The 24,929-nt window shown below is 61.7% G+C and carries 21 protein-coding genes and 1 tRNA gene; 9 read left to right on the top strand and 13 right to left on the bottom strand.

Features of this window, described 5'->3' with window-relative positions:
* Positions 1-10 precede the first annotated feature (10 nt).
* The 4 genes from QEO92_RS03215 to QEO92_RS03200 all read right to left on the bottom strand — a co-directional run bounded on the left by QEO92_RS03215 (position 11) and on the right by QEO92_RS03200 (position 4,707).
* A complete protein-coding gene (locus tag QEO92_RS03215; protein ID WP_227702136.1) occupies positions 11-1,543 on the bottom strand; it encodes an ABC transporter substrate-binding protein in 1,533 nt (510 codons plus the stop codon).
* Positions 1,544-1,815: 272 nt separating this feature from the next.
* Entirely contained in the window at positions 1,816-2,520 is a 705-nt protein-coding gene (locus QEO92_RS03210) for an ABC transporter ATP-binding protein (RefSeq protein ID WP_227702135.1), read from the bottom strand.
* Entirely contained in the window at positions 2,517-3,758 is a 1,242-nt protein-coding gene (locus QEO92_RS03205) for an ABC transporter permease (protein ID WP_227702134.1), read from the bottom strand. Before QEO92_RS03205 ends, QEO92_RS03210 begins: the two co-directional genes overlap by 4 nt.
* Positions 3,759-3,765: 7 nt before the next feature.
* Positions 3,766-4,707 carry an efflux RND transporter periplasmic adaptor subunit gene (locus QEO92_RS03200; RefSeq protein ID WP_227705073.1) on the bottom strand — a complete coding sequence of 314 codons (942 nt, stop codon included), beginning with the start codon at positions 4,705-4,707 and terminating at the stop codon, positions 3,766-3,768.
* Between the two features lie 212 nt (positions 4,708-4,919).
* On the opposite strand from QEO92_RS03200, the gene QEO92_RS03195 reads away from it, so the two are divergent.
* Positions 4,920-5,609 (top strand): TetR/AcrR family transcriptional regulator, encoded by a 690-nt coding sequence (locus QEO92_RS03195; RefSeq protein WP_227702133.1) that lies wholly within the window; start codon positions 4,920-4,922, stop codon positions 5,607-5,609.
* Positions 5,610-5,702: 93 nt separating this feature from the next.
* Here QEO92_RS03195 and QEO92_RS03190 read toward each other — a convergent pair.
* Positions 5,703-5,779 (bottom strand) — tRNA-Pro (locus QEO92_RS03190).
* 259 nt (positions 5,780-6,038) lie between these two features.
* On the opposite strand from QEO92_RS03190, the gene QEO92_RS03185 reads away from it, so the two are divergent.
* The 5 genes from QEO92_RS03185 (at position 6,039) to QEO92_RS03165 (ending at position 10,745) form a co-directional block, all read left to right on the top strand.
* Positions 6,039-6,395, top strand: a complete 357-nt coding sequence (locus QEO92_RS03185; protein WP_227702132.1) for a hypothetical protein — start codon at positions 6,039-6,041, stop codon at positions 6,393-6,395.
* 196 nt (positions 6,396-6,591) lie between these two features.
* Positions 6,592-7,362, top strand: coding sequence for an ABC transporter permease (locus QEO92_RS03180; protein ID WP_227702131.1), 771 nt, complete (start codon positions 6,592-6,594; stop codon positions 7,360-7,362).
* On the top strand, positions 7,359-8,018 hold the full coding sequence (locus tag QEO92_RS03175; protein WP_037157970.1) for an ABC transporter ATP-binding protein: 660 nt from the start codon (positions 7,359-7,361) through the stop codon (positions 8,016-8,018). The genes QEO92_RS03180 and QEO92_RS03175 overlap by 4 nt, the downstream gene beginning before the upstream one ends.
* On the top strand, positions 8,015-9,352 hold the full coding sequence (locus QEO92_RS03170; RefSeq protein ID WP_407722036.1) for a KpsE/RkpR family capsule polysaccharide export protein: 1,338 nt from the start codon (positions 8,015-8,017) through the stop codon (positions 9,350-9,352). Before QEO92_RS03175 ends, QEO92_RS03170 begins: the two co-directional genes overlap by 4 nt.
* An 85-nt stretch (positions 9,353-9,437) precedes the next feature.
* Positions 9,438-10,745, top strand: coding sequence for a capsular polysaccharide export protein, LipB/KpsS family (locus QEO92_RS03165; RefSeq protein ID WP_227702130.1), 1,308 nt, complete (start codon positions 9,438-9,440; stop codon positions 10,743-10,745).
* A 15-nt stretch (positions 10,746-10,760) separates the two neighbouring features.
* On the opposite strand, the gene QEO92_RS03160 is transcribed toward QEO92_RS03165, so the two are convergent.
* Positions 10,761-11,792 (bottom strand): hypothetical protein, encoded by a 1,032-nt coding sequence (locus QEO92_RS03160; RefSeq protein WP_227702129.1) that lies wholly within the window; start codon positions 11,790-11,792, stop codon positions 10,761-10,763.
* A gap of 171 nt (positions 11,793-11,963) precedes the next feature.
* Here QEO92_RS03160 and QEO92_RS03155 point away from each other — a divergent pair, with 171 nt between their 5' ends.
* Entirely contained in the window at positions 11,964-13,451 is a 1,488-nt protein-coding gene (locus QEO92_RS03155) for a ribose-phosphate diphosphokinase (protein ID WP_227702128.1), read from the top strand.
* A 75-nt stretch (positions 13,452-13,526) separates the two neighbouring features.
* On the opposite strand, the gene QEO92_RS03150 is transcribed toward QEO92_RS03155, so the two are convergent.
* The 3 genes from QEO92_RS03150 to QEO92_RS03140 all read right to left on the bottom strand — a co-directional run bounded on the left by QEO92_RS03150 (position 13,527) and on the right by QEO92_RS03140 (position 19,525).
* Positions 13,527-16,757, bottom strand: coding sequence for an autotransporter outer membrane beta-barrel domain-containing protein (locus QEO92_RS03150; protein WP_227702127.1), 3,231 nt, complete (start codon positions 16,755-16,757; stop codon positions 13,527-13,529).
* Positions 16,758-17,123: 366 nt separating this feature from the next.
* The gene (locus QEO92_RS03145) at positions 17,124-18,182 is read right to left on the bottom strand and encodes a helix-turn-helix domain-containing protein (protein ID WP_227702126.1); all 1,059 of its coding nucleotides are present in this window, start codon (positions 18,180-18,182) and stop codon (positions 17,124-17,126) included.
* 116 nt (positions 18,183-18,298) lie between these two features.
* Positions 18,299-19,525 carry a GGDEF domain-containing protein gene (locus QEO92_RS03140; protein WP_227702125.1) on the bottom strand — a complete coding sequence of 409 codons (1,227 nt, stop codon included), beginning with the start codon at positions 19,523-19,525 and terminating at the stop codon, positions 18,299-18,301.
* A 231-nt stretch (positions 19,526-19,756) separates the two neighbouring features.
* Here QEO92_RS03140 and QEO92_RS03135 point away from each other — a divergent pair, with 231 nt between their 5' ends.
* Positions 19,757-19,972 (top strand): DUF2905 domain-containing protein, encoded by a 216-nt coding sequence (locus tag QEO92_RS03135; RefSeq protein WP_227702124.1) that lies wholly within the window; start codon positions 19,757-19,759, stop codon positions 19,970-19,972.
* 84 nt (positions 19,973-20,056) lie between these two features.
* Here the strand turns inward: QEO92_RS03135 and QEO92_RS03130 are convergent, their stop codons facing one another.
* Genes QEO92_RS03130 through QEO92_RS03115 form a run of 4 tightly spaced genes read right to left on the bottom strand, consistent with a single transcriptional unit; the run spans position 20,057 to position 23,856 of the window.
* The gene (locus tag QEO92_RS03130) at positions 20,057-20,863 is read right to left on the bottom strand and encodes a PfkB family carbohydrate kinase (RefSeq protein ID WP_227702123.1); all 807 of its coding nucleotides are present in this window, start codon (positions 20,861-20,863) and stop codon (positions 20,057-20,059) included.
* Between the two features lie 7 nt (positions 20,864-20,870).
* Positions 20,871-21,716 (bottom strand): carbohydrate ABC transporter permease, encoded by an 846-nt coding sequence (locus QEO92_RS03125; protein WP_227702122.1) that lies wholly within the window; start codon positions 21,714-21,716, stop codon positions 20,871-20,873.
* Positions 21,713-22,597 carry a carbohydrate ABC transporter permease gene (locus QEO92_RS03120; protein WP_227702121.1) on the bottom strand — a complete coding sequence of 295 codons (885 nt, stop codon included), beginning with the start codon at positions 22,595-22,597 and terminating at the stop codon, positions 21,713-21,715. Before QEO92_RS03120 ends, QEO92_RS03125 begins: the two co-directional genes overlap by 4 nt.
* An 11-nt stretch (positions 22,598-22,608) precedes the next feature.
* On the bottom strand, positions 22,609-23,856 hold the full coding sequence (locus QEO92_RS03115; RefSeq protein ID WP_037157989.1) for an extracellular solute-binding protein: 1,248 nt from the start codon (positions 23,854-23,856) through the stop codon (positions 22,609-22,611).
* Between the two features lie 230 nt (positions 23,857-24,086).
* Here QEO92_RS03115 and phnF point away from each other — a divergent pair, with 230 nt between their 5' ends.
* Entirely contained in the window at positions 24,087-24,836 is a 750-nt protein-coding gene (gene phnF, locus QEO92_RS03110; RefSeq protein WP_227702120.1) for a phosphonate metabolism transcriptional regulator PhnF, read from the top strand.
* The last annotated feature ends 93 nt before the right edge of the window (positions 24,837-24,929 follow it).

The raw sequence follows: 24,929 nt of genomic DNA, 5'->3' as shown, positions 1-24,929 counted from the left end.
CCTGTCCCGCTTATTCAACGCAGGCGTCGTGAAGATTGATGCGGCTGTCGGCGCTTGGCTTCCAGCCCTTCACGCGCTTCGAAACCCCATAGATATCTTGGGGAACCCAGAGATAGACATAGGGAAGGTCAGCATTGATGATCGCTTCGGCCTTGTTGTAAAGCCCGGCGCGCTTTGCCGTATCGAGTTCACTGGAGGCCTGGTCGAGCAGCTTGTCCAGTTCGGGATTGGCGTAATGAGCGGAATTGCCGCGATCGCCGCTGCGATGGGTGGGCAGGAAGATATCGTAGGGATCGAGCGAGCCGTTGCCCCAGGAGGTGAAATACATGTCTCCCTTGGGGTTTTCGTCCTTCGGGTCCCACTTGGCTTTCAGAATGGCCGACTCGCTGACTTCCACCTTGGCGCGGATGCCGCTCTTCGCGAGCACGGAGGCGATTGCCTGGACCGTATCCTTATAGGCACCCTCCGTGTCGATCACCACATCGATGCCGTCGGGATAACCCGCCGCGGCAAGCAGGGCCTTGGCTTTCTGCGGATCATAGTCGTGAGACGGCAGCTTCGAAGCCCCGAAGGCGGCCGGGCTCAGGATACCGTCGATGGACACGGCGTTGCCGCCGAGGATGCGGTCGATGATCAGCTTCTTGTCGAGCGCGTAGGCAACCGCCTGACGCATTTTAATGTCACCAAAGACCTTGCCCTTGTTGTTGAGCGCGATGAAGAAGCTGCGCGTGCCGTTGACGGTCATCACCTCGGTATCGGGATTGTTCTTCACCTGCGCGATAGAGAAAGGCGGCAGCTCGTTGATGATGTCGACATCGCCGGAGAGAAGCGCCGCGACGCGAGAGGCGGTTTCCGGAATGACCTTGAAGATCACGCGATCGACACAGGCCTTGCCGGCAGGCGGGATGTCCGACGCGCCGCCATAGTAGCCGTCGAAGCGCTCCATGATGATGGAATCGCCCTTGCGCCATTCGGTGAGTTTGAACGGACCATTGCCGTTTACCTGGGTCGCCAGGCCGGCCGTGCCGACCTTTTCCACGAAGGCCTTGGAGACGATTTCCTGCACCGGCAACATGGCCGGCAGGATCGGCCAGGGCTCGCCCAGGGTGACGATCACCTTGTTGCCCTCGACTGCCGTCGACTTCAGCGGCCCGAGCAGGCTCTTGCGCGGACTTGTCTGTCCGTCGCCCATGGCGCCTTCCACTGTCAGCCGGTCGAGCGTGAACTTGACATCCTCCGCCGTCAGGTCCGAGCCATCGTGAAACTTGATGCCCTTGCGGATGACGAACTCGAAGGTGGTCGGCGAGGTCTGCGTGAAGGATTCGGCGATCTCCGGGACAATCTTCATATCGGCATCGCGGGTGAGGATGCCGTCATAGAGATTGCGGATGATCGTTTCGGTTTCGCGGTTGCGGTGATTGGCCGGGTCGAGCGTGAGAGCATCGGCGGTGAAACCGACGCGAATTTCCGAGGCGTCGACCGCCTGCAGAGGCAGGATGACGGCGAGCGCCGAGGCAAAGAGAAGGTTCTTGAAATTCCCCATTATCGTTCTCCTGTTCTTGCCAGAGATCATGCATGAATCCTGCACTTCCTGCTGGTCGAATCTCGTTACGCAAACACCGTGCCAGTCCCTACAAGCTGGAAAGTCTCGAATTTTATCGAGACAAATCAGACGCATGCATCGAAAGCGCGGCTGCACGAGCTATAACGTCGCACATCGCGCGTTGATTTCACGCGACGCGCGTGAGACTGACGCAGGCGAGCGTAGCCGGTCAGCGGCGTGCGTACTGCCCGCCGTAAGGACGGCATCCGTCTTCAGCCGGGCTTTGGGGTTTCTGTCGGGAGGTTGCCGTCAAGCATGCCGTCGATCAGATGAAGGCGGCGGTCCATGCGTGCGGCCATATCGAGGTCATGGGTGACGGCCACGACGGTCTTGCCGCGCTCGCGAACAAGCGCCTCGAGGATTGTGAACACCTGCTCCGAGTTCCTGCTGTCCAGGCTTCCGGTCGGTTCGTCGGCCAGAATGAGCGGCGGGTCGTTTGCCAGCGCGCGCGCAACGGCGACACGCTGGCGCTGGCCGCCGGACATCTGGTCGGGGCGTTTGTCGAGATGATCGCCGAGACCGAGCGACCGGAGCAGTTCGCCGGCCCGCTCGCGCATGGCAGGACGGCTCAGTTTCGCAAGCCGGCGCATCGGGATCTCGACATTCTCCCGCGCCGTGAATTCCGGCAGCAGGAAGTGGAACTGAAAGACGAAGCCGATCGTCGAAAGGCGGATCGCGGCGCGCTCCGCCTCGCTCATCCCCTCCGTCTCCCGGCCGGCGACGAAGAGCGTTCCTTCCGTCGGCCGGTCGAGCAGGCCCAAGAGATAGAGAAGCGAAGACTTGCCGGAGCCGGAAGGGCCGGTGACGGCAACGAATTCCCGCTCGCCGATCGCAAGCGTGATATTCTTCACGAGCGTCACGGGCACGGTCTCGCGGAGGATGCGCGTGAGGTTCCTCGCCTCGATCAGATTGCTCATGTAGCCCCCCTGATGATGTCGACGGGATTGACCCGCGCCGCACGCCTTGCCGGAAGATAACCGGCGACCGCCGCCGATCCGAGCGCGAAGGCCGAAGCGATGACATAGTGGAGAACACTCCAGGCGATCGGCAGCCGGGTCATCTCCTGGCCGGTGGCGGCGATCTCGAAACGCACCAGCGACAATCCATAAACGAGCAGAAAGCCGATCAGCCAGCCGCCAACCGAGCCGGCGGCGCCGATGGCAAGGCCTTCCAGCAGGAACAGGCGGCGCATGTCGCCGGCGGGAAAGCCGAGCGATTTCATGATCGCGATATCGCGCGCCTTCTCATGCGTGATGGTGGAGATGATATTGAAGATGCCGAAACCGGCGACCAGCAGGATGGCGCCCACGACCGTGTACATGATGACGTTGCGCACGACGAGCGCCTCGAGGATCGATTCATTCGCCTCCTGCCATGCGACGGCCTTATAGCCGAGCTCGGCCTCCGCGCGCTGCGCCACCAGCGGCGCCCGATTGGGATCATCGAGTTTGATGCGAATCTCGTTGATGGCGTTCGGCCGCTCCGAGAGAATCTGGGCGTTCTTCAAGAGGACATAGGCCTCGCCCTCATCGCGCGCCGTCGAGCCCGTGTGAAACAGTCCGGCGATCTTGAAGTTTCGCGTAAGCCCCTGGGCAGAGACGACGGTAATGGTGTCGCCGAGACCGGCCCCCAGGCGGTTGGCCATGGTGTCGCCGATGAGGACATTGTTACCGCCCACAGCCAGCGCCGAGAAGCTGCCTTGCCTGAAGTCCTCCACGATCGGCGACACGCCGACCTCGACCGTGGGTTCGACGCCGATTACCGAAGCCCCCACTTCCCGGCCGGAATAGCGGATGACCCCCTGCAATTTCAGGCTGGGCGCCAGACGGCCCGGAATCCACGCGCGCAGCCACGAGAGTGCCGCCGTCGGGTTGATGATGCCGCGCCGGTCGTCGCGTGGGCGAAGCCCCGCAATGGCGACCACGTCGAAGGCATCCTCCGCGGGCTGGCGGCGGGCAGTGCGCTGCTCGTCGGTGATCTGGACATGCGGCATGGTATCGACAAGCTGCCGGACGAAATCGTCCTGGCCTCCCTGCATCAGGGCCGCCATGGCGATCGAAAAACCGACGCCGATCGCCACGCCGAACGCGGCGACCAAGGTCTGGCGGCCGCGCCCGGCGATATGGGTCAGGGCAATTTCGAAGATGAGACGCATCGCCACCTCACCCTGTCTTCGCGTCCGATACCTTCACGCGCGCACCATCGGTCAGGTTGGCCGGATACGGCGTGATGACAAGGGTCGTCTCGTCGATGCCGGACAGAACCTCGATACCCTGCGGTCCGCGAATACCGGCGCGGATGTCGCGGCCATACGCCCTGTCGCCGTCGACGACGAAGACCCTGCTGTTTTCGACCGCAACGGAGGGCAAAAGGAGCGCATTGCGGGAAACCCTGACGATGGCGTTCACATCCGTCGACATGCCGATCCTGAGCGGCGTGTCGTCCGGCAGGCGAAAGCGGACGCGATAGGTTTTCGTGACGGGGTCTCCCTTCGGGGTAATGCTGTCCACCTCTGCATCGAGCTGCCGTCCCGGAAAGGCATCGGATCTCAGCAGCGCATTCTGCCCGACGACAATCCGGGGGATATCCTCTTCATTGACATCCGCGACCACGATGAGAGGGCTCGGCTCCCCCACCCAGAAGAGTGCCGCGCCGAGTTCGGCGATCTCCCCCACCTCGCCATCCCGCCTCAACACCACGCCGTCGCTCGGCGAACGGAGAATATAGCTGTCCAGCCTCGCCTGCTGTCCGGCGACAAGCGCCTCCAGCTGGACGACCTCGCTACGCGCCCGATCGAACTCCTGCTGGCTGACAACATTCCGTGCCGAAAGCGCGGTGTGGCGGCGGAGCTCCTCTTCCGCAAACGCCAGCCGCGCACGAAGCTCGCCGAGCGCCGCCTTCGCCTCGGTATCGTCAAGGCGGGCGAGCTCGTCGCCCTTGGCGACACGCTCGCCTTCGCAATTGCAATGCCAAACGATCCGCTCGCGAATAAGCGGCGTAACCTTGGCCCAGACGCGCGGCTCAACGATGCCGCTTGCATAGACTACTTCGGCGGCATCGCCGCGCGACGGCATTGCGACCAAAACGGCTGCCGGCCTCAGCATATACCAACCAGCCGCAGCGGCCACTGCTGCGACAGCCGCGGTCGCAATCACAAATCTCAAGCCTCGCAAGGTGACCTCCAGCGGTGGCGCCCCTTTTTACAACGCCTCTAGCATCAGACCGACCGTCAGTCTATATAAATGGCATACAGGCGCAACGCTGGATTTTGTCGCATTCGGGACGACATTGTCCGGCCTAACTGGGGAAAAGGATCGTGGTCCGGATCAAAAAACCGCCAGAGGTGCGGTCGAACGAGCTGCTGGACTGCGCACAGCGCCTGTTCTTCACGCGTGGCTACGAAAGCACCACCGTCAACGACATCATTCGCGAGGCCGGCGTCTCCAAAGGCGCCTTCTATCACTATTTTCCGTCGAAAGAGGCATTGCTTGAAACGCTTGCCGTCCGGCTGTCCCGCGAGAATCTCAAGCAGCTCCGACCGCTCTTCGACGATCCGTCGATCAACGCCATCGGCAGGCTGAATGCGCTCTTCGCAGGCTCGCGGCGGCTGAAGGTCGAACTCGCGCCGCAACTGAGAAACACGTTCAATGTCCTGTTCAAGCCGGAAAACGTCGTGCTTTTCCACCGCATCAACGAGGCGCTGACGGCAGTCGTGCAGCCTTTGCTTGCCGATATCCTGAAGCAGGGCCATGAGGAGGGAAGCCTCAACGCACCGGATCCGCAGGCCTTTGCGCTGATGCTGCTCGAGCTTCGATTGAGTGTCGGCAAGGTCATGCACCAGGCGCTGAAACAGGCCGAAACCGGGGACATCGACGGAGCAGTCACGATGCTGGACGACTGGATGCTGACTTACGGCATCGCCCTCGACCGGATTCTGAAGCTGCCCGAGGGGACCCTGCAGGTGGCAGAACCAGGCTTTGCCCGGGCCTTCCTCACTTCGGAGTGACGCGCTTACCCAAGCAACGAGAGCATCTCTCAAACGAGAACCATCCCCGTAACGGGCTGGAGCCGACTTTTGCGAAATATCAGGTGATCAAGCTGGTCGGAGTGGAGTGATTCGAACACTCGACCCCCACGTCCCGAACGTGGTGCGCTACCAGACTGCGCTACACTCCGTGACCAGCGGCGCCTCTATAGACCAGCATTTTTCATTCCACAAGCGGCAGTCATGAAAAATTTGCGACAGGGACGCGATCCGTCCCTTAGGTGCCCGGAAAGGCCTCTCGAACCAAGGCGTTGCAAAAAAGCGGCGTTGGAGAAATTTGATGCCGATGGCTCTCGGCTATCTCGCGAAACCGGCAAGAAATCTGTTAGGTGCGATCTCGAAAGACATGCCTCCCAGGCACCATAGAAGACAACAGGGTTTTTCCAGACCATGAGCCGCCGCGCCATCGCATCGACCGCCGTTTTCGCCCTTGCCCTTTCAGCCTGCACCACCGCCGGCATCGCCAGCAACCCGATCGAGAGCCGATGGGTGGGGCATTCGGCCGGAGAGTTCTTTGCGAAATTCAGCCCGCCGATCAGCGACAGCAACGAAGGCTCCGTGACGGTCTACAACTGGCGCGGCGGCTATAAGCGCATCAAGCAACAGAACGGCCGCACCGCGAGCGTGAGTTGCTCGGCAAAAATTACCGTTTCCGATAATTACACCATCCGCGACATCACAATCGTTTCCGACCGCCCCGGCGCCAATGGCCCGAGCTATTGCACGGAACTGCTGACGGCGAATTGAGCGAGCAGCGGCGTCGCCTCCAATCATTGACCTTGCAGGAAGACGAGCGGAAACCGCGTCGTTGGAACCGGTGCAGGCACAGGGCATTGTCGCCGATTGATGTTGTCTCTGGCATCTTCCGGCGAAACAGCTTATTTTCGACACGATAACCGGCCATGAACTTCGATGTCGTGCCGGGCTAGCCGTACGAGGTCACTTGTATTATCTCACAACGCATATCCGTGTCGTGGCGGCGCTGGTGGTCCGCGAAACGTCCACCCGCTTTGGCAGCAAGCCGGGCGGGTACATCTGGGCTTTTCTCGATCCCGCCTCCCATATCGCTTTTCTGTCTCTGATCTTCATGGCGATCGCCCACACACCGGCCCTGGGAGCGAGCTTTCCGCTGTTTTTCGCGACGGGCTACATCGCCTACCAATTCTACCAGGCGATGGCCGGCTATCTGAACAGCGCCGTCAACGGAAACCGCGCTCTCCTGAGCTATCCGAACGTCGCACCCATCGACACTGTGCTCGCGCGCTATATCCTGCAACTGGGAACCACTGCCGTCGTCGCCTTCTGCGTCTTCACGGCCATTGGCCTAAGCTTGAAGACACCCCTGACGATCGAATGGCCCTACATCATAGAAGCGGCGTTTGCCGCCAGCCTGCTGGCTCTGGGAAATGCTCTCGCAAACAATGTGCTGTTTCCAAAGTACCCCCTGTACGAGAAATTCTTCGAAATCGTCACGCGCCCGCTCTTTCTTGTCTCCGGCGTATTTTATCTGCCGGACACCCTGCCGCATCCGGCACAAGAGGTGATCCTGCTCAACCCCCTCGCGCACGTCGTCATGCTGTTTCGCAAGGGGTTCTACCCCGAATATCGTGCCATCGGCTATGATGCGGGCTATCTTTACGGCATTGCATTTTCTCTGCTGTTTGGAGGATTGCTCATATTCACGAGCTCCGGGAAGGTATTGAGAGGACGATGATCAGGCTGGAACGTGCGACGAAGTTTGTGCGAATGAAGGGAATTTCGAAGCCCATCATCAATGACGTTTCCTTCGTCATTCCGCGCGGCAGAAGCGTCGGGCTCCTGGGTCGCAATGGTGCGGGCAAATCGACATTGCTGCAGATCATTGCCGGCACGCTGGAGCTGGACAAGGGGCGCATCGTCCGCCAGGGCAAGATATCCTGGCCGCTCGGTTTCCAGGGCAGCTTCCAAGGCAATCTTTCGGGGGAGCAGAATGTCCGCTTCGTCGCCAGGATATATGGTGTCGACACGGAGGAGCTTGTTGCCTATGTTGCCGACTTCGCGGAACTCGGTGCCTTCTACAAGGCACCCGTCCGCACCTATTCATCCGGCATGAGGGCGCGGCTCGCCTTCGGCGTCAGCATGGGGGTCAGGTTCGACTATTATCTCGTCGACGAAATCACCGCGGTGGGAGATACAAACTTCAAGCGGAAATCCCAGCAGGTCTTCAAGGAGCGGCTCGCGGATTCCGATGTCATCATGGTCTCCCACAGCGCCACCACATTGCGGGACTATTGCGAATCCGGCATCGTTCTCGAAGACGGAAAATTAACATATTATGATAATTTAGAAGATGCTATCGCCGTTCACGAGCGCAACATGACGAGGCAATAGACGTGACAGACCAAGCCCAAGGCAAGAAGACTGGCGAAGTTGTTACCCACCTTCAGCTGGCGCCCGAAGCGAAACCGCTTCACAAGCCCAAAAATCTGCGTCTGCTTGAGGGGCTTCTGGAAAGCCCCATGCCTGTTGCGGAGCCCTCCCCGCCTGTCATCGAGGCCGAACCGCAGGCAGCCAAAGCGACCCGCGGCTGGATCGGCAAGCTGCGCCTCCGGCATCTGGCGATCGTCTCGGGCTTCGTGGCTTTCGTTGCACTGCCGGCAGTCTTGACGTCTCTCTACATGGCGTTCATCGCTGCCGACCAATATCACAGTTCGGCTTCCTTTTCCGTCCGCAGCATCGAGTCTTCCCAGCCCTCGGACCTTCTGGGGATGTTTTCCCAGGCCTCCGCCGGCAGCACGTTTTCCGATTCCTACGTCCTGCTCGACTTCATCCGCAGCGAGCGGATGGTTCAGGCGGTGGACGAGGCCTTCGGGCTGGATTCCGTCTTCGCTCCGCGAGGGCTGGATTATTTTTATGGTATCGGCCGGGACCTTCCCATCGAGGACAAGCTCGAATACTGGCGAAGCATGGTCAACGTCAATTTCGACCATACGTCCGGTATCATGGAGCTTGAGGTCAAGGCCTTCACGCCGGAGGACTCGCAGAAGATCTCGGCATTTGTCATTACGCAGAGCGAAAAGCTGGTAAACGAACTCTCGTTGTCGGCACGCAACGAAGTCCTGAAAGTTGCGCAGAGCGAGGTCCGCATGGCGGAAGAGCGTTTATCAAACGCCAGACTGGCGCTCAGAATCTATCGGGATTCCTCGCAGGAAGCAGACCCGGTGGAAGGGGCAAAACTCGCGACCCAACTGGTGGCAGGGCTCGAGGAAAAACTCGTTCAGCTGAAGACCGAGCTTTCCACCGCACTCACCCAGATGGGCGAGGATACGCCGCGCGTCCGGGTCATGCGCTCGCAGATCGCAAGCCTGGAAAAGCAGATCGAGCAGGAAAGACAGAGGTTCGGCAGCGGCACGGCCAGCAAGCAGAGCCGAACGGCTGCAGCGTCCTTCACCGACGTCGCGAGCCGTATCCAGCAGTATGAGACGCTGGAGACAGATCGCGAATTCGCCGAACGCGCCTATACCTCGGCGCTGACGGGGCTGGAAAAGGCAAGAATCGAGGCCAATGCCAAGCAGCGCTATCTCGCCGTGTTCATCCAGCCGACGCTGTCGGAACTGGCGCAGTATCCGAGCAGGCTCCTGAATTCCATCCTGGTGTTCCTGGGCGCCCTGCTCGCCTGGGGTGTCGTGGTCATGGGATATTACAATATCCGGGACCGGAACTAGCCGCCGGACGATCGAAAAGAACGGCTTGATATGTGACATTCATTCCGCTGGCGGGTAAGTAAACCGCCGTGCGGGATGATTTGTCTTGGGAAAGCTTGCCGGCGAGATGACGACGAATGAAAAGCCGGACTTAACAGGCCGGGACGTTTTCGCTTTCCATCTGAGACGGTGGAAACAAGCGATTCTCCGAGCGTATTTTCCCCAGGCCCGCTTCACCTTCCTGCCGCTCTATCTGACCGACAAGGTTTTCACGCGTAAGTGGGCCGCCGCCATCAAGGCTTCCCCCAACCCGGCTCTTCTCGTCTGGGGTCTGAATGTACCTCCCGCGGCCCTTGCCTTTGCCAGGAAGAATTCGATCCCGCTCTACTTCATCGAAGACGGCTTCATCCGCTCGCTGGTTCCCAATGCCAGCCATAGCGCCCCCTTTTCACTGACCATCGATTCCCGCACGCCCTATTTCGACAGCCGCGAGGCATCGGATCTCGAATGCTTGCTCAGTTCCTACGAGTTCGCGGGCGATCCGGACCTGATGGGCCGCGCGCGCGACGGCATCAGGGCGCTGCTTGCTTCGAAGCTCAGCAAATACAATGCCGACGACACACGGACAATCGGAACCGTGCCTGTTCAAAAAGACAAGCGCAGAATTCTCATCATCGGCCAGGTGGAGGACGACGCGTCCATCCGGTTCGGATGCGATCGACCGATAACGAACAACGACGTCGTCCGGACCGCGGCGGCCGAGAATCCCGGTTGCGAGATCCTTTACCGACCCCATCCGGACGTGCTCAATGGAATCCGCAAGCGCCTTTCCGATCCGGCGAGGGTCGCGCATCTCTGCAAGATCGTGACCGATCCGCTTCCCCTGCCGGACCTTCTGGAGACGGCCGATCATGTCTATACGATCACGTCGCTTGGAGGATTCGAGGCGCTTCTCCGGGATATTCCCGTCACCGTCATGGGGTGCCCCTTCTATGCCGGATGGGGGCTGACGGACGATCGCCAGAAAAACCCGCGGCGCCGCCGCAAACTGCGCCTCGAGGAACTCTTCGCGGGCGCATATCTTCTGTACCCGCGCTACTTCAACCCCGTGACCGGAGAGGAAATCGGCTTCGAGGATTGTCTTGAACTGGCGACCGGGTGGAGAAAAACCCGCATGCCGGAAAGCCGCATCGTGCCGGTATCTGTTCCCGAAAAACCGGGCTTCCAGTTTTCAGGGCCATACGGGATCATGGGATGGCGCCACGTGCTCACGGAACCCCTGGCGCGCGTCATCGGAATGATCGGCGACGAGGCCGATGCCGAGGATTTCAGAAAAAATCCGATCCTTTTCTTCCGGGAGCTTTCGAATCCGACCTTCAGGAAAATCGGTCGACTGCTCTATCCCCTTGACTAGGGTCGGACTCTGGCATCAGCCGGTGTAATTCGTCTCGGCTATCCCGCAGCGGTAAAGCGCGCCGCGTGCAAGCCCAATGTATTTGCTCGTCTTTTTCTCCCATATGGCCGGGGACAACCTCGCCGATCCGTCGAGCAGGTGCGAATAGGCCATGCGCGCCCGCATCGTCGCCCTGAAGGCCGTGTAGAACTCCTTCTGCTCCCGCGATATGTGGTCCTCAAGCCGTTTACGCAGGAGTTGAAAAAGCGTCTCGCCGACGGTGGGCGAGCCCAGGAATGCGCATTCCATTCCCAGGAAGGCAATCTCGTCGAACGGGTCGATGATCCTCAGCCGGCGATCGAATTCGAGGCAGTCGAAGATCGCAATGGGATCGCAGAAACAGATATGTTCCGGCCGCAGATCCCCGTGTCCCTCCACATAACGTCCGTCGTTGATCCGTTGGATGATCCTCTCCCGAAAGCAATGCAGGGCGCGGTCGACATCGTCCAGCAGATGCCGGACCGCCTCATGATCGATTTCGAATTCCTCGTGCCGCAGCACCTGTCTGTTGATGTCGTTCTGGCATTCGAGCATGCGGAAATGATCGAGGGGATCAATCGCCGGCCGCTCCGCCGAGCGGTAGAACGCAGCGAGGAAATCGGCCAGCCTGTGCAGGTGGTCGTCGCCGACAGCACCTGTCTTCAGCAACTGGCTGAGCATGAGATGTTCGGGCAGGCGGCGCATTTCCAGCAGCCATTCCTCGACCGTGCCCTGCCCTCCGATGACCAGGCTGCCGTCCGGCAGGCTGACCAGAGGCACGACCCGAAGATAGGTATCCGGCGCCAGGCGGCGATTGAGGCGCAGTTCTTCCAGGCAGTTCCATTCCCGGGCGGCAAGCGTCGAAAAATCGAAGAAGGGGCCGACCGTCGGCTTCTTCAGTTTATAAACGCGGTCGCCACACAAAAAGACCCAGGACATGTGGGTCTCCAGGGCCGTCACCTCTGAGCCGCGTCCCTGATATGCTTCCGGCTTGCGCAGAAAGCTGATCTTTTCATTCAAAGAATGCACGCCGGTTCCTTTTCGATAACGAAACAGCGACAGATGTTAATCTGGTGCCCGCCGCGGGCTTTGACATCCCTCAATTCGCCGGAATCGATAACGGCCGGCTGATTTGACCTTGATCATCGCCGCGGCCTTCGCGCGATCTAAAATAACCGCCATGAGTTGAGGAGCATTCCCATGACGACGATGGCAAAGACCAAGAAAGCCCTGACACGCCTCTTCCAGCGACTGGACAGCGTACCGAGCCCCACAGACGAGCGATTGGCGGCTGTGCTTCAGGAATGGCTGGACAGGCGCCAGCAGCTCATCGCGCCGGCGCCGCAAGCGCTCATGACGGCTGGAACATCAGCCGCCGAAAAGGCCTTCATCTTCCGGAAGGACCCCGATGCGCCGCGGCATTATCTGCTTTCGTCCGGAGCGGATGCCGCCGCAACCCTGATCGGCAGGATTTCGACGGGGAACCAACTGGATGCGGCGGCAGACCGCAGGGGCGCGGTGCGGCTGCGCCGGCTGTTCGATATGGTGGGTGAAACCGGTGAGCCCATTCTCGGCATATTCAGTTCGAAATCGGCCGAGGCCGGGCCAATCCATACCGAACTGCTTGTCGCGCCGCTTTCCAGCAACGGGAAATCCGTCGATGCCTTCCTGGCTTCAGCCAGCGTGCAGCGGACCGAACCTGCTCCCGCAAGGACGCCGGTCCGGTGGCCCCAACCGCATCCCATGCTATTTGCCTTCGAAAGCAGCAGGATTTTCGGTGAGCGCGTCGCAGCCCGCCTCGGCCTCTCGCTGAGCCCGATCGAGGAACGTTTCTTCGAGGACGGTGAGGAAAAGACCCGCCCTCTGGCGCATGTCCGCGGGCGGGACATCCATGTGATTTCCAGCCTCGACGGAACCGATCGGGAGAGCGTGCATGACAGGCTCTGCAAGCTCTTGTTCTTCATTGCGACCCTGAAGACGAACGGAGCATCCCGCGTGACCGCCGTGACCCCTTACCTCGCCTATATGCGCAAGGACCGGCAGACGAAGGAACAGGACCCGCTGACCGCAGCCTATGTCGCCCGGCTTTTCGAGGCCGTGGGCACCGACCGGCTGATCACCATGGAGAGCCACAATCTGGCGGCCTTCCAGAACGCCTTCCGCTGCCCCACCGTCCATCTGACGGCTTACGAAGCCTTTGCCGCCCATTTCGCCGGCCTGCTGCAATCCGCAGAGGTGACGGTCGTCTCCCCTGACCTCGGCGGTGGAAAGCGCGCGGACATGTTCCGGGTCGTCCTGGAGAAGGTCCTTCGGCGGCCGGTCGCGAAAGGCTTCGTCGAAAAGCAGCGCAGCCAGGGCGTCGTCAGCGGCGATCTCTTTGCCGGCGACGTCCAGGGGCGGGTCGTCATCATCATGGACGACCTGATCAGTTCGGGAACCACCATGGCCCGTGCTGCAGAGGCCTGCAAGCAGCGTGGCGCAACCGGAATCCATCTCTGCGCCACCCATGGACTGTTTTCAAAGGAGGCTGCCGGGCACCTGGCACTGCCCTTCATAGACAGCATCGTGGTGGCCGACACCGTCGAGACAGGCAGACGTTACGGCGGCGACAAGCGGCTTACCGTCATTCCGGTCACAAGCATCTTCGCCGACGCGATCGCGGAATGCTGCGAGACGGTCGCCAGGTGAACGATCGCATGCCGGAGGGCATCAGGGGCGCGGGCTGACCGCACCCCTGTCGATCCGCAACATCCTTTCACGCACTCAGAATTTCACCGCGACATTGGCCTTGGCGCTGTGATCGCTGACTCCGGAGCCGAATTGGCCCTTATACGAGACGCCGAAGGTCGCCTGCGGCGTCAATTTCAGGTCGAGCCCCGCCTCGATGACGGCGGCATCCTCTGCAATTGGGACGCCGGCGACGGTGAAGGCACTGCCTCCGTCAAAGGCCATGGTTGCGGCCGGCACCACGTCGCCGAAAGCATGCCGCCAGCCGATCATGCCGGTGAGCCTGACGGTTCTGGCCTCTCCCACCGCCAGCTCAGCTCCGGCTCGGAGCCCCAGCGTAGTGAAGGTGGTATTCGTCGTCTGGCTGCCCGCGCTTAAAGCCGCATCGCCGCCATCTTCCGTGAAGCCGCCTGTGTCGAGATTGACATGGGCGAGATTGGCGAAGGGTTCGATGCTCGCATTGCCAAGGCCGAACCGATGGCCCACCTCGCCGAACACCTGCGCCGTAGCAGCGTGATAGTCCACGGTGAGACTGTCCGAGAAGCCGGTGAACTCGGCCGAACGGCTCATCTCGAGGTCATGCCAGCTATAGGTCCCGCCGAACCGCAGCCCGAACCCGCCCCACCGGCCACCGCCATAGGCGCCGAGATGGTAGCTGTCGGCCGAACCCGACGAGGACCGGTCGTCCACGTCGAAATTCGAATGGCTATAGCCGGCCAGAAGCCCGAGCCGAAGGTTTTCCGTCGCCAGCGCGTCGCCGCCGAAAAGGAAGCCGCCGATCGACCGGTCCATCGTCGCGGCATTGCCATCGCCATCCCACTGACCCCAGGAGCCGAAGCCCTGGCCCCATACCGCGAAACGGTCGGTGGCGGCGGGAGCCGCTTCCGGCCCGCCGGGACCATAGGCAAAGACCGGAACCGCGCTGGCGGTGGTCTCCTCGAAGGCCGTGCGAATACGGTTCATCGCTGCATCCCGGACGAAGCGGCTGTCCTCGATGAGCGCCGTCTTGGCGGAGGCGTGGATTTCGCCCGAAATGGCATCGAATGCTTCCCGCGCCTCCTCGATGCTGCCGAGGACGGCGATTGCGGAAAAGAGGTCGCCGCCGCCCACCGACTGGATGCCGGCGGCGGCCGCCTTCTGGTTGGGAGTCAGCGCCACGTCGAGGAAATCCGTCGTCTGATCGAGCGTCACGTAGGCGTTGTTGGCGTCGTAGCTCAGCGTCGGCGTGATGAAGATGGAGTTGATGGCAAACGTGGCCGCATCGAACGTGCCGTTGACGCCGCCGGCCGCAGTCAGGATGGTATAGGCGGTGCCGACCGCAACGTCCGGATACGGGGTGACGTTGACGGTGCCACCGTTGACGGTGGCGATGCCTGCCGCATTGACGAGATCGCTGTTGCCGAGGGCGTCGACCTCGACTTCATAGAGCGAGCCGGCATCGAAGGTGATATCGCCGACATTAAGGGTGCCGATGGAATTGCCCGGCGCGATCGTGGCACCGGAGGCGAGCGTCACCGTGCCGAGGGTTCCCGTGCCCGCGAGCGCGCCGCCGGAAAGTACCGAAACCGATCCGCCCAATATGGCATTGGCAACCAGTGTCGCACCGTCGTCGACGGTCGTATTGCCGGTGAACCCGGCAGAATCGCTGGCGAAAATCGTCGTGCCGGCAAGCAGGTCGATCGCGCCGAAACCGTTCATGGCCGTGGCGAAATAGAGGTTCGGATCGGTATGGTTGAAGACGAGCGTGCCATCGCCCGCTCCGAACTGGATGCTGGCGGTAAAGAGGTTGCCGGCACTCGCCGCCGCCGATCCTGCCGCCGCACCTATATTGACCACGCCCGTGGAGCCGGCGACGGTCGCGATGTTGGTGACGCCGTTGCCCACCAGCACCCAGACATTGGCCTGGTCCGAAATCGTCAGCGTGCCGTCGCCCTCGCCGCCGACGAAGAGGTCGCCGCTGGCGTACCAGGTCGATCCGCTGTCGCGAACGGTCACCTCGCCGGTTGCGCCGGCATGTGCGCCGATGGCGCTGTCGATCGAACCCAGCGTCGCACCGCTCTGCACCGTCACATCGCCCGTGCCCCGATAGCCGACAAAAAGATTGCCGGTATTGTACCAGGCCGCGTTAGCGCCCGAGACGCTGACCGAGCCGATGCCGGTCGTTTCCCGGCCGAGATATGCTTCGGTACTCTCCAGCATGCTGCCGGAGACGATGACGGACCCCTTGCCGAAATCACCGGCCACGAGGGTGCCGGCGGCGGCGGACGAGCCGTTCGTGATCTGCAATCCGGCCTCGCCGGTCGCCCCTGTGCCCAGAGAAATAGCATGTCCGGTGCCACCCAGCGCACCGCCGTTTTCGACTATGAGATAAGCATAACCGTCGACGCCGGCGCGCAGTTCGTCGAAAGTCAGCCTCGCCCCTTCGCCGTTGACGACCACCAATCCATAACCGGTCAGGGTATTGGCAACCACGAGGTCCTGCGCGACGTCGAATGTCGCGCCGTCCCGTATATCCAGCATGCCGTTGCCGGCATTGCCGACGATGGCGTTGCTGGTCGCCTCCCAGTTCGTTCCCTGACCGGACACATTGACATAACCGCTCTTGTGCGTGCCAAGTCCAAGTGTGAGATCGCCGCCATGCACTACCGAGGCGCCGTCTTCGACATAAACGGTGCCGGTGCCCTGCGAACCGACGGTCACCTGCTGAGCCGTCACCCAGCTCGTGCCCTCGCCGGTCACCGTCAGCGTGCCCTCGCCACCCTCGAAATGGCCGATGACGAGGCCGGCGTCCGTGTTCAGCGAAGCGCCATTGCCGACGGTCAGGAATCCGGTTCCTTCCAGGCCGATCTGCATGATCGATCCCGTCGAGGTCAGGTTCGAGCCCGTTCCGGAAACCGTCACCGAGCCATTGCTCCCGACGAGGCGGCCGACCTGGACGACGGCGGGAATGACGATGCCGCCATTCTCGATGACCAGCGTGCCGGCGCCCGCGTCCCCGACGACAAGGTCTTCGGCTCCGAGATTCCATGGCGAATTCTGGTCTCCGGGAACAGTGACCGTCTGGCCGCCATCGATGACCTCGTCGGCCGCGGCCGGGCCGGCGGCCACTGCCAGGGCAAGCGACGAGGTGCTGGCGAGGACCGCGCTCAAAGCCGCGCGGCGCGGGCGGTTGCCGAGGGGGTTCGCACCCTGGCGCGGCCGATCGCCGATGCCGTCCTTTGCTTCTCCAGCAGGACCGCCCAAAAGATCGCAATTATTGAATGCCATAAATCCTCTCCGATGACCCCAGACACGCGAGGGCATTTCCGCACGCGGACACGCAACGTCATTTCAGGAGAAGAAGACCCCGCCCCCTGAACCTCTCGGTCGCTTTTCGGGCGGGCAACGGCATGATTTCAAGAACTATATGCCGGCCGCGTTCAAATGTGGCCGCAGGTGCAAGGAATGTGACCGAAGGCGCAAATACATGCGGGTTTGCAGGCGGAGAGACGCTGGAGGCTCCTTCAAGCGCTTCCGGAATCGGCCGCGCCCGCGGCTTGATTCTCTATGATTTTTTCGCGCAAACGCGAGCTTGTCCGGACCGTCGGATCGCAGGCACCCAGGGACCAATCGACGGCGACCGCCCCTGTCCCCTCACCGCAGCTTGCGTATCCAATGCCACATGGTCTGCCCCTCGCCATATCCGGCAGGCAGGCTGCGTCCTTCCGCGGCGAGCGCCCGCATCTCCCGCGGGGTCACGTCAAAAGATCGCCGAAAGGCGCGGATGAAACTCTTTCGATGGCTGAAACCGTAACGTTCGGCAATTTCGGCAATGCTTTCCTGCCGGTGGTCGGGATCAACGAGTTCTGCCCGGCAGCGACGAAGCCTTTCCTCCTGGATATAGGAGGAGAAACCGCCATAGGGCTCGAAAAGATAATAGAGCTTGCGGGTGGAAATGCCGAAAGCCCCGGCGACCGTCTCGGCGGTCAGGCCCCGATCGACGATATGAGCATCGACATGGCGACGGATTTCACCAGTCAGCGCCAACCTGATCGAAGCGGCATTCTCTTCCGTGACTGCTGCATTCATCGCCGCGGCAGCCAGTTCCAGGGTCGGCCCGACCACAGCCTCGGCGTCCTGGCGGCTCATGGCGGGTGCACCGTCATAGAGGCCCTGTAGATGATTGCGCAGCAGGGCAACCAGCGGGGTCTTGCCTGAAATGACGCGCATGTTCTGCTCGTCCGGCGCTTTTAATAAAGGAGCAAGCAGGCGGCGCGGCATCGTGAGATTGAGGCTGTCGAAATCGGAGGTCCCCGTCGACTGCGGCTGCGCCAGATCGGCGACGATCAGATCACCCGATCCGGCCGCATCGTCCGACCCGCCATCGCGTCGCCCGTGGCTCCCCTGCAGGCAGATCTGCAGCGTAATATGGTCGAGACCATCCCGGCCGATCCGGGCACGCGACCGGTCGAAGCTTTGTGCCGTGCATCTGTACGAGGTCAGGACGACCTCGCCGAAATGGAAAGCCTCCGCATGAAATTGAAACCGGTCGTCGACCTTGTTGCGCAGGCGGACATCATAAAGGACCCCGATGTTCTCCTGCCAGACGGCGATCGCCTCCCTGGCCGCAAGGCCCTCGATATGCAGCACCGAGCGCGGAACTCCGGCGAGCGCCGCATGCTCCCATACTCCAGGATTGAGACTGTCTTCCACCCCGCCATCCCCTCGCCCGGCCACGATCCGAATTCGTCAACCTATCACCGAAACAGGCGCTTACACCAATAAGCAGCATTTGTCAGATGTCAGGTCAGATCATACCCCTGGTCGGTTCACGCCCGAAGACCACCGGCAGCAATGGATAACGAAGACCGTACATGCGACCCAGCGTGAGCCGTCTTTTCACTGCTTCCAGGGCCGACCACCGTGTTGCGGCCGCCAGCCTTGGCTGCGTAGAGCCTCTGATCCGCTCTTTCCATCGCCGCTTCCACGGTTTCTTTAGCGCTCAGTTGTGCGATGCCGAAGCTTGCCGTCATCACCCGCGTTCCGGACGAAAACTCAAACGGCGCCACCTGGAATTCAGCGCGTATACGCTCGGCGACCTCCGCCGCCTGATCCTCGTCTGCATCCGGAAGGATGATCGTGAATTCCTCGCCACCGGTTCGCACGACCAGGTCCTGCGAACGCACGTTCACCTTGAGCAGTTGCGCGAAGCTTCGCAGGACTTCGTCGCCGGCGCTGTGGCCGAAGCGATCGTTGACGCTCTTGAAATGGTCGATATCGCAGACAATGACGCTGACGGACGTGCCGGATCTCTTGCGAAGCAGATGCTTCAGGCGTTCATCGAGCCCGCGCCTGTTCAATGCGCCAGTCAACGGATCACTATCCCGCTCCCGCCTCAGATCATCCATGACATCGGTCAGCGCGGCCGTTAACAGCAGGAATGCCAGCCCGGCGCCAAAAATGGCCAAGGAGAACTGAAGAACGTTCCAGAAAAGGGAAGTCCTGAACGCTTCGAGACTGCCGGGAGCGGAAAAGCCGACCGTGATGATCGTGCGCGGGAAAAACTGGACTGAAAACCCGAAGAGCGTCCAGAAAAGCAGGCGATCGACAAGCCGCTCATGCCGTAGCGACCTGAGCCGCAGTGCGGCCATCAGCAGGATGGCACCGTAACCGAAATTTTGTACATAGATACGAGCCAGCAGGTTCGGCGCAACATAGCAGAAATACCAGAGTAGACCGGTGACGGCGCAGAGAATGGCTCCGTCGAGGCGCAATCCCAGCCGCTTTCCCGATCGCAGCAACATTCCCTCGGCCGTTGCCAGGACCGCGACAGTATAAAGGAAACCGGAAAAAATGGCGTTCGGCCCCGTTCCGCTCGGCCACCCCAATATCTGGGAGGCCGCGGCCGAAGCAAAGACGGTACAACCCAGGGCGAGGAGAAGAAGATAGGGCCGTCTTCTCTCAAGAGCCCATGCCCACAGGAACATGAGCCCGAACAGCACGAAAATGCCTGGCCAGATCAGAACCCTTGCCAAACTCGCTATCGAGTTGTCCATTTCGCTACCACTCGCGGGCAGTCATTGCCGGATATCTCAGTTGCGGCGCGAATAGCAAAACTCTGCTGTATGGCAGATGAATATTTCATCTCGGATTTTAATCGTTCCAGGGAATTTCGCCCAAAGATTGCATATCCTCAGACAGGAACCCTTCCGCGGCCATCAAGATGACCTACATATCCGGCGGGCGCTTCCGCCACGCGAGGCGAATGCGTTATCGAAAGAAGGGGCATGAATCGGACCCTGATCATTGTCGGACTGGTTATCGTCGCAATCGGCCTCCTCTGGCCCTGGCTGTCGCGCCTTGGCCTTGGGCGCCTGCCCGGCGATATCGTGATCAGGCGCGGAAATTTCACCTTCTATGCGCCGATCGCCACCGCGCTATTGGCCAGCGTCGCGCTTTCGGTGATCGTCTGGCTGCTCAGGCGGTACAGCGGTTCCAGTTAAAACTGAGCCGTTGGAACCGCTCTATCTGTTTGTTTTACGCATTATCCTGACGCAAAACCGCTTCGCACTTTTGCTGGAAATGCGCTAGGAAGAACGGTGTTGACGCAGCCAATCGGCGGTCACCCGACTGGCCTCGGCGAGAGCGGAGACGGGATCACGACCGCCGAGCAGCGCAAAAAGGAAAGCGCCGCTGAAACGGTCGCCGGCGCCGATCGTATTGGCGACCTGCACCATCGGCGCCGGATCGACATGGATCGTCCGGCTGCCGTCAAAGAGGATCATCGGGCGCGGCCCATCCGTCAGGACCAGGCCCTTCAGGCGCGGCCCCGCAAGGGCCTGAGCACGCTTCCAGACGGATTCGAGATCGTCGGCGGCATCGGTGCGGGAGGTGACGACATAGTCGGCCGGCCTGGGCGTTGCGGGGCGAAGCGGCAGTTGCGAAACCACCAGCGGAATATCGCCAAGCCTCGATACGAGCGCCTCTTCAAGCTGAAGGGCATTGAGATAGGCGGCGTCGCCCGCAAGTTCTCCCCGCACGGACAAGGTCGCGCGCGGCCCGTCCGCCGGCGCCAGGATCGTTCTTTCGCCACCCGGTTCGAGAAGGATTTCCAGCGGCACGGTTTCGCCGGGCATCATCGCCACATGGCGCGTGTCGAACCCCGCCGCACCGAGCGCCTTCAGCGCGGAAAGGCCCTGTTCGTCCTGCATGAGGCGGGTCACCAGCGCGACCGAGGCTCCGAGTTCCAGAAGCTGGCTGCCCGTGTGGAAGCCGCCGCCGCCGAGGTGGACGCTGCGATCGGAAAAGCGCAGCCGTCTGCCCGGCGTCAGATGATCGTCGAGTTGCCAGATGCGGTCGTGATTGACGGATCCGATGACGATGGTTCGGTACATGAGGCGTTTATCTCTCGTCGAGGCCGGGCGCCAGCGCGTCGACGATGAAACGCTGCGCGCTGAGGAATATGACGAGGACGGGCACAATCGACAACAGGCTGGTGGCCATTAGCGGGCCCCAGACGCGTTCCGTGCCTTCGAGATCGGCAAAGGTGGCGATCCCGGTGGTCAGCGTCTTCTTGAACCCGTCTTCGAGAACGAGCTGGCCCCAGAGATAGATGTTCCACGCCCCCATGAAGGAAATGACCGAAAGCGCCGCGATGGCCGGAACGACATTTGGAATGCCGATCTCCATGAACTGCCGCCACAGGCCGGAACCGTCGATCCTGGCCGCCTCGAACATCGACGCAGGCAGGGAGCGGAATGCCTGGCGCATGTAGAAGACATAAAAGCCGATATAGGGGATCGATGGAATGACCATGGCTCCATAGGTGTCGAAAGCCTGCATCTTCACCACGGCGATATAGGTCGGGATGATGGCGAGCACCGTCGGAAACGACATGGTGGCGATCACGAACCAGAAGAGCGGCCGCCGGCCCGGAAATTCCATGCGGCCGAAGGCGAAGCCGGCCGGGACCGCCAGAAGCAGCTTTCCGAGCGTGATCAGCGTGGCGGTGAGGATCGAGTTCCACAGCCACATCCAGATCGGATGCCGGCTCGCGGCGATCGTGAAATTCGAAAGCGTCGGGTCCTCCGGCCAGAGGCGGACGGCCCTGGCGGTGATGATTTCGTTCGGCGTGAAGGCCGAGGAGACCATCCACACGAGCGGAAAGACGGTTGCAATGCTGGTGGCCAGCAGGACCCCGTGAATCAACAGCCGGTGGACCGAGCGGCGAAGCGGAACGGCACTCATCCGTAATGCACCCTTTTTTCCCCGACGCGGAACTGCAGCCAGGTGACGAGCAGCACCACGACGATGATGATGACCGCGACCGCGCTTGCCGGTCCGAACTGGAAGAACTGCAAGCCCTGCTGCCAGAGGAAATAAAGCAGGCTGGAGCTTCTCCCCGCCGGACCGCCATGGGTCAGCACGTCGATGACGCCGACGATATCGTCGAGAACATGGAAGAGCGTCGTGACGCTGATGAAGAAGGCCGTCGGCGTCATCAAAGGAAGGCTGATCGTGAAGAAATGCCGACGGGGACCGGCGCCGTCGAGCTGCGAGGCCTCGCGCAGTTCATGGGGAAGATTGGCAAGTGCCGCAAGCCAGAGAAGCATGTTGAGGCCGAAGGTCTTCCAGAAGGTCACCAGGCAGACGCAGAGCAAAGCGAGGTCCGGGTCGGTGTGCCAGCGGGACTTCGGAAAGCCGAAAAACCCGAAGATCTCGTTGAACAGGCCGTTGACCGGATTGAGCAGCCAGGACCAGGCGACCCCCGCCACGGAATAGGCGAGGATCGTCGGCAGGAACAGGCTGCCGCGATAGAGGCCCTGAACCGGGCTGTGGCGCACCGCATGGATCATCACCGCCAGGACCAGCGGCAGGATGATCTGGGCCGGGATGAGGATCACGCAATAGAGCACGGTATTCCAGGCGGCCGTCCTGAAATCGACATTGTCCAGAATGGCCGAATAGTTGTCGACGCCGACGAAGCGGACTTCGGCGGACAGAAGGTTCCAGTCGAGCACGGAAAGCAGCGCCGAAGCGAAAAGCGGTCCGTAGAGAAAGATCGCGACGGAAAGAACGGCCGGCCCCACGAAGAGATAGGGGGCCAGCCTTCTGAAGCCTGACGGCATGATGCTTCCGCTCACGCCGAGACCAGAGCGTCCAGTTCCTGGTGGGCGCTCTTCATGCCGTCCGCGACCGATACTTCCTTGAGCAGCATGCGGGAGACCCATTTGCGCCAGATCGCCTGGCCTTCGAGGCCGCGCTTGCCGGGCCAGATGGTCTCGGCGGTCAATCCGTCCGCAAGCTGCCCGGCCGCCGGCTTCATGAAGTCGTTGATCAGCGGAATGTCGTGGACCGAGGTATTGAGATAGCCGACAGCCGACCAGATCGACTGCCCTTCCTTCGAGGCGCAGAATTCCAGGAAGGCAAGCGAGGCTTCGGCCTGTTCCTTGTTCCGGGCATAGACGGCGAGGAAATTGCCGCCGCTGTTCATCCTGCGCGAATGGCCGGCAAGGCCGGGGAATTTTGCGGTGACCGCCTTTGCCCCGCCGAAGGGGAAGGTCGCCGCGCGCGTCGAACTCGTGGTGCAGATGGCGAGCGCGCCGGATTCGAAGGCGGCGTCCTGATCCTTGGCGCTGACGGGAAGCCAGAGGCCCTCATGCGCCGGCGCGCAATATTCCATCATGCCCGCCACGGCTTCCGGGCTGTTCAAGGCCAGCTTGCCTTCCGGATCGATGATGTAGCCGCCGGCATTCTGGATGAAGGACTGGCTCGTCCATTCGTTGTTGGAAAGCGCCAGCGCCGAACGGTAGGTCGGGTGCTTGTCCTTAAGCTTCGCGTCGAGCTTGCGGGCGTTGTCGTAAAGCCATGCGGTGTCCGGATTTTCCGGCAGGGCAGGATCGAGGCCCGCCTCTTCCCACAGCTTGCCGTTGATGAAGGTGATCGGCGTCGACATGGCCCAGGGCAGGCCGATCAGCGCGCCGTCGATGGTCACCAGCGGCAGGACCGACGGGCGGAAATTGGCGAGGATCGCCGCCGCCCTGCCGGCGTCGATCTCCCGCAGGTCGCGGGCGCCGAGCGTGCGCTTGGCGAAATAGCCGAATTTCCAGCCGGTGATCATCATCGCGGGCGGACGGCCGGCCGCCGTGCTTGCCACCGCCTTGGCGATCGCCGCCTCGTAATCGCCGTCAAAACGATTGGTCACGGTGACGCCGAGCTTCTTCGCATTGAAGGCGTCGACCACTTTCTGGAAAGGCTTGTCGGAACCCCAGGGGCTCGACACTTCGATGGCTGCGTCGGCGGAACGCGCGGGCGACGCCGCCACCATGCCTGCACCAGCCGATGCCGCAACCGCGGCCATGAATTTCCGGCGACTCATCTCGACCATTTTTCGCTCCATATCATTCGAATGTAATCCGAAACATCCGAATATCTCGGTAGCGTCGATCGGTGACACCTGTGTGAAGTTCCGCCGCTTGCGTGGCCGATATTTTCGATTTTATCGCCCGCTCCTGACGGGCGGATGACAGAAGAGTGACCGGCGGCCGTGGTTGCAACCCGGTCATCCCGAAGGTATCGAACATTCGAATGACACGAGCCGAATCGGACAGGCAGGACATGGAGAAGAAATCCCCGCACGGGCAGTGGCAGCAGGTCGAGGAGGACATCGCCGAGGACATATTGGCCGGCCGGCTTTCGCCCCAGACCCAGCTTCCGAAGGAGGCCGAGCTCATGGAGCGTTTCGGCGTCGGGCGCCACACGATCCGGCGCGCCATGTCCAGCCTCCAGAGCCGCGGGCTGGTGCAGGTCGAACAGGGCCGGGGGACCTTCGTGCGGGACGGGCGCCTGGAATACCGCCTTTCCGAGCGAACCCGCTTTTCCCAGAACCTGCTCGACCAGGGGCGCGAACCCTTCGGCCAGGCCGTGCGCGAGGAGGAGATCGCCGCTTCGGCCACCGTTGCCGAAGCGCTCCGGCTGCCGCGCGGCGAGCCGGTCTATCACATCGTCCGGCGCGGCTTTGCCGATGAGGAGCCGATCAACCTCTCCGACGCCTATTATCCCGTCCGCCGCTTTCCGGGCTTCGACAAGGCGAGGCGCAGCGGGCGGAGCGTCAGCGTGATCCTCGCGGAATACGGCGTTCCCGACTACATCCGCCTGCGGACCGACATCCTGGTACGGCTGCCGACGCCCGACGAGGCGCGCCAGCTTTGCCAGGACATATCCCAGCCGATCATCGCGCTGAAAAAAGTGGATGTCGACATGAAGGGAACGCCGATCGCCTATTCGGAAACGGTGTGGCCCGGCGAACGGGTGCAGTTCTCGATCGACAATACCAGCCAGCTCCTCGACGCGCTTGCGGGGAAGTGAGTGTAGCCGTCAGGCTGCGATTGGGGGCGGGAAGGTGTTTGCAAAATCATCATTACCGTTGTGACCGTGCTGGCGTTCGGCTTGGTTTGGCGG

The organism is Neorhizobium petrolearium, from assembly GCF_029854435.1.
GTDB lineage: Bacteria > Pseudomonadota > Alphaproteobacteria > Rhizobiales > Rhizobiaceae > Neorhizobium > Neorhizobium petrolearium.
Note: the sequence above shows the minus strand (reverse complement) of the source record. Positions and strands in the feature narration are given on the sequence as shown.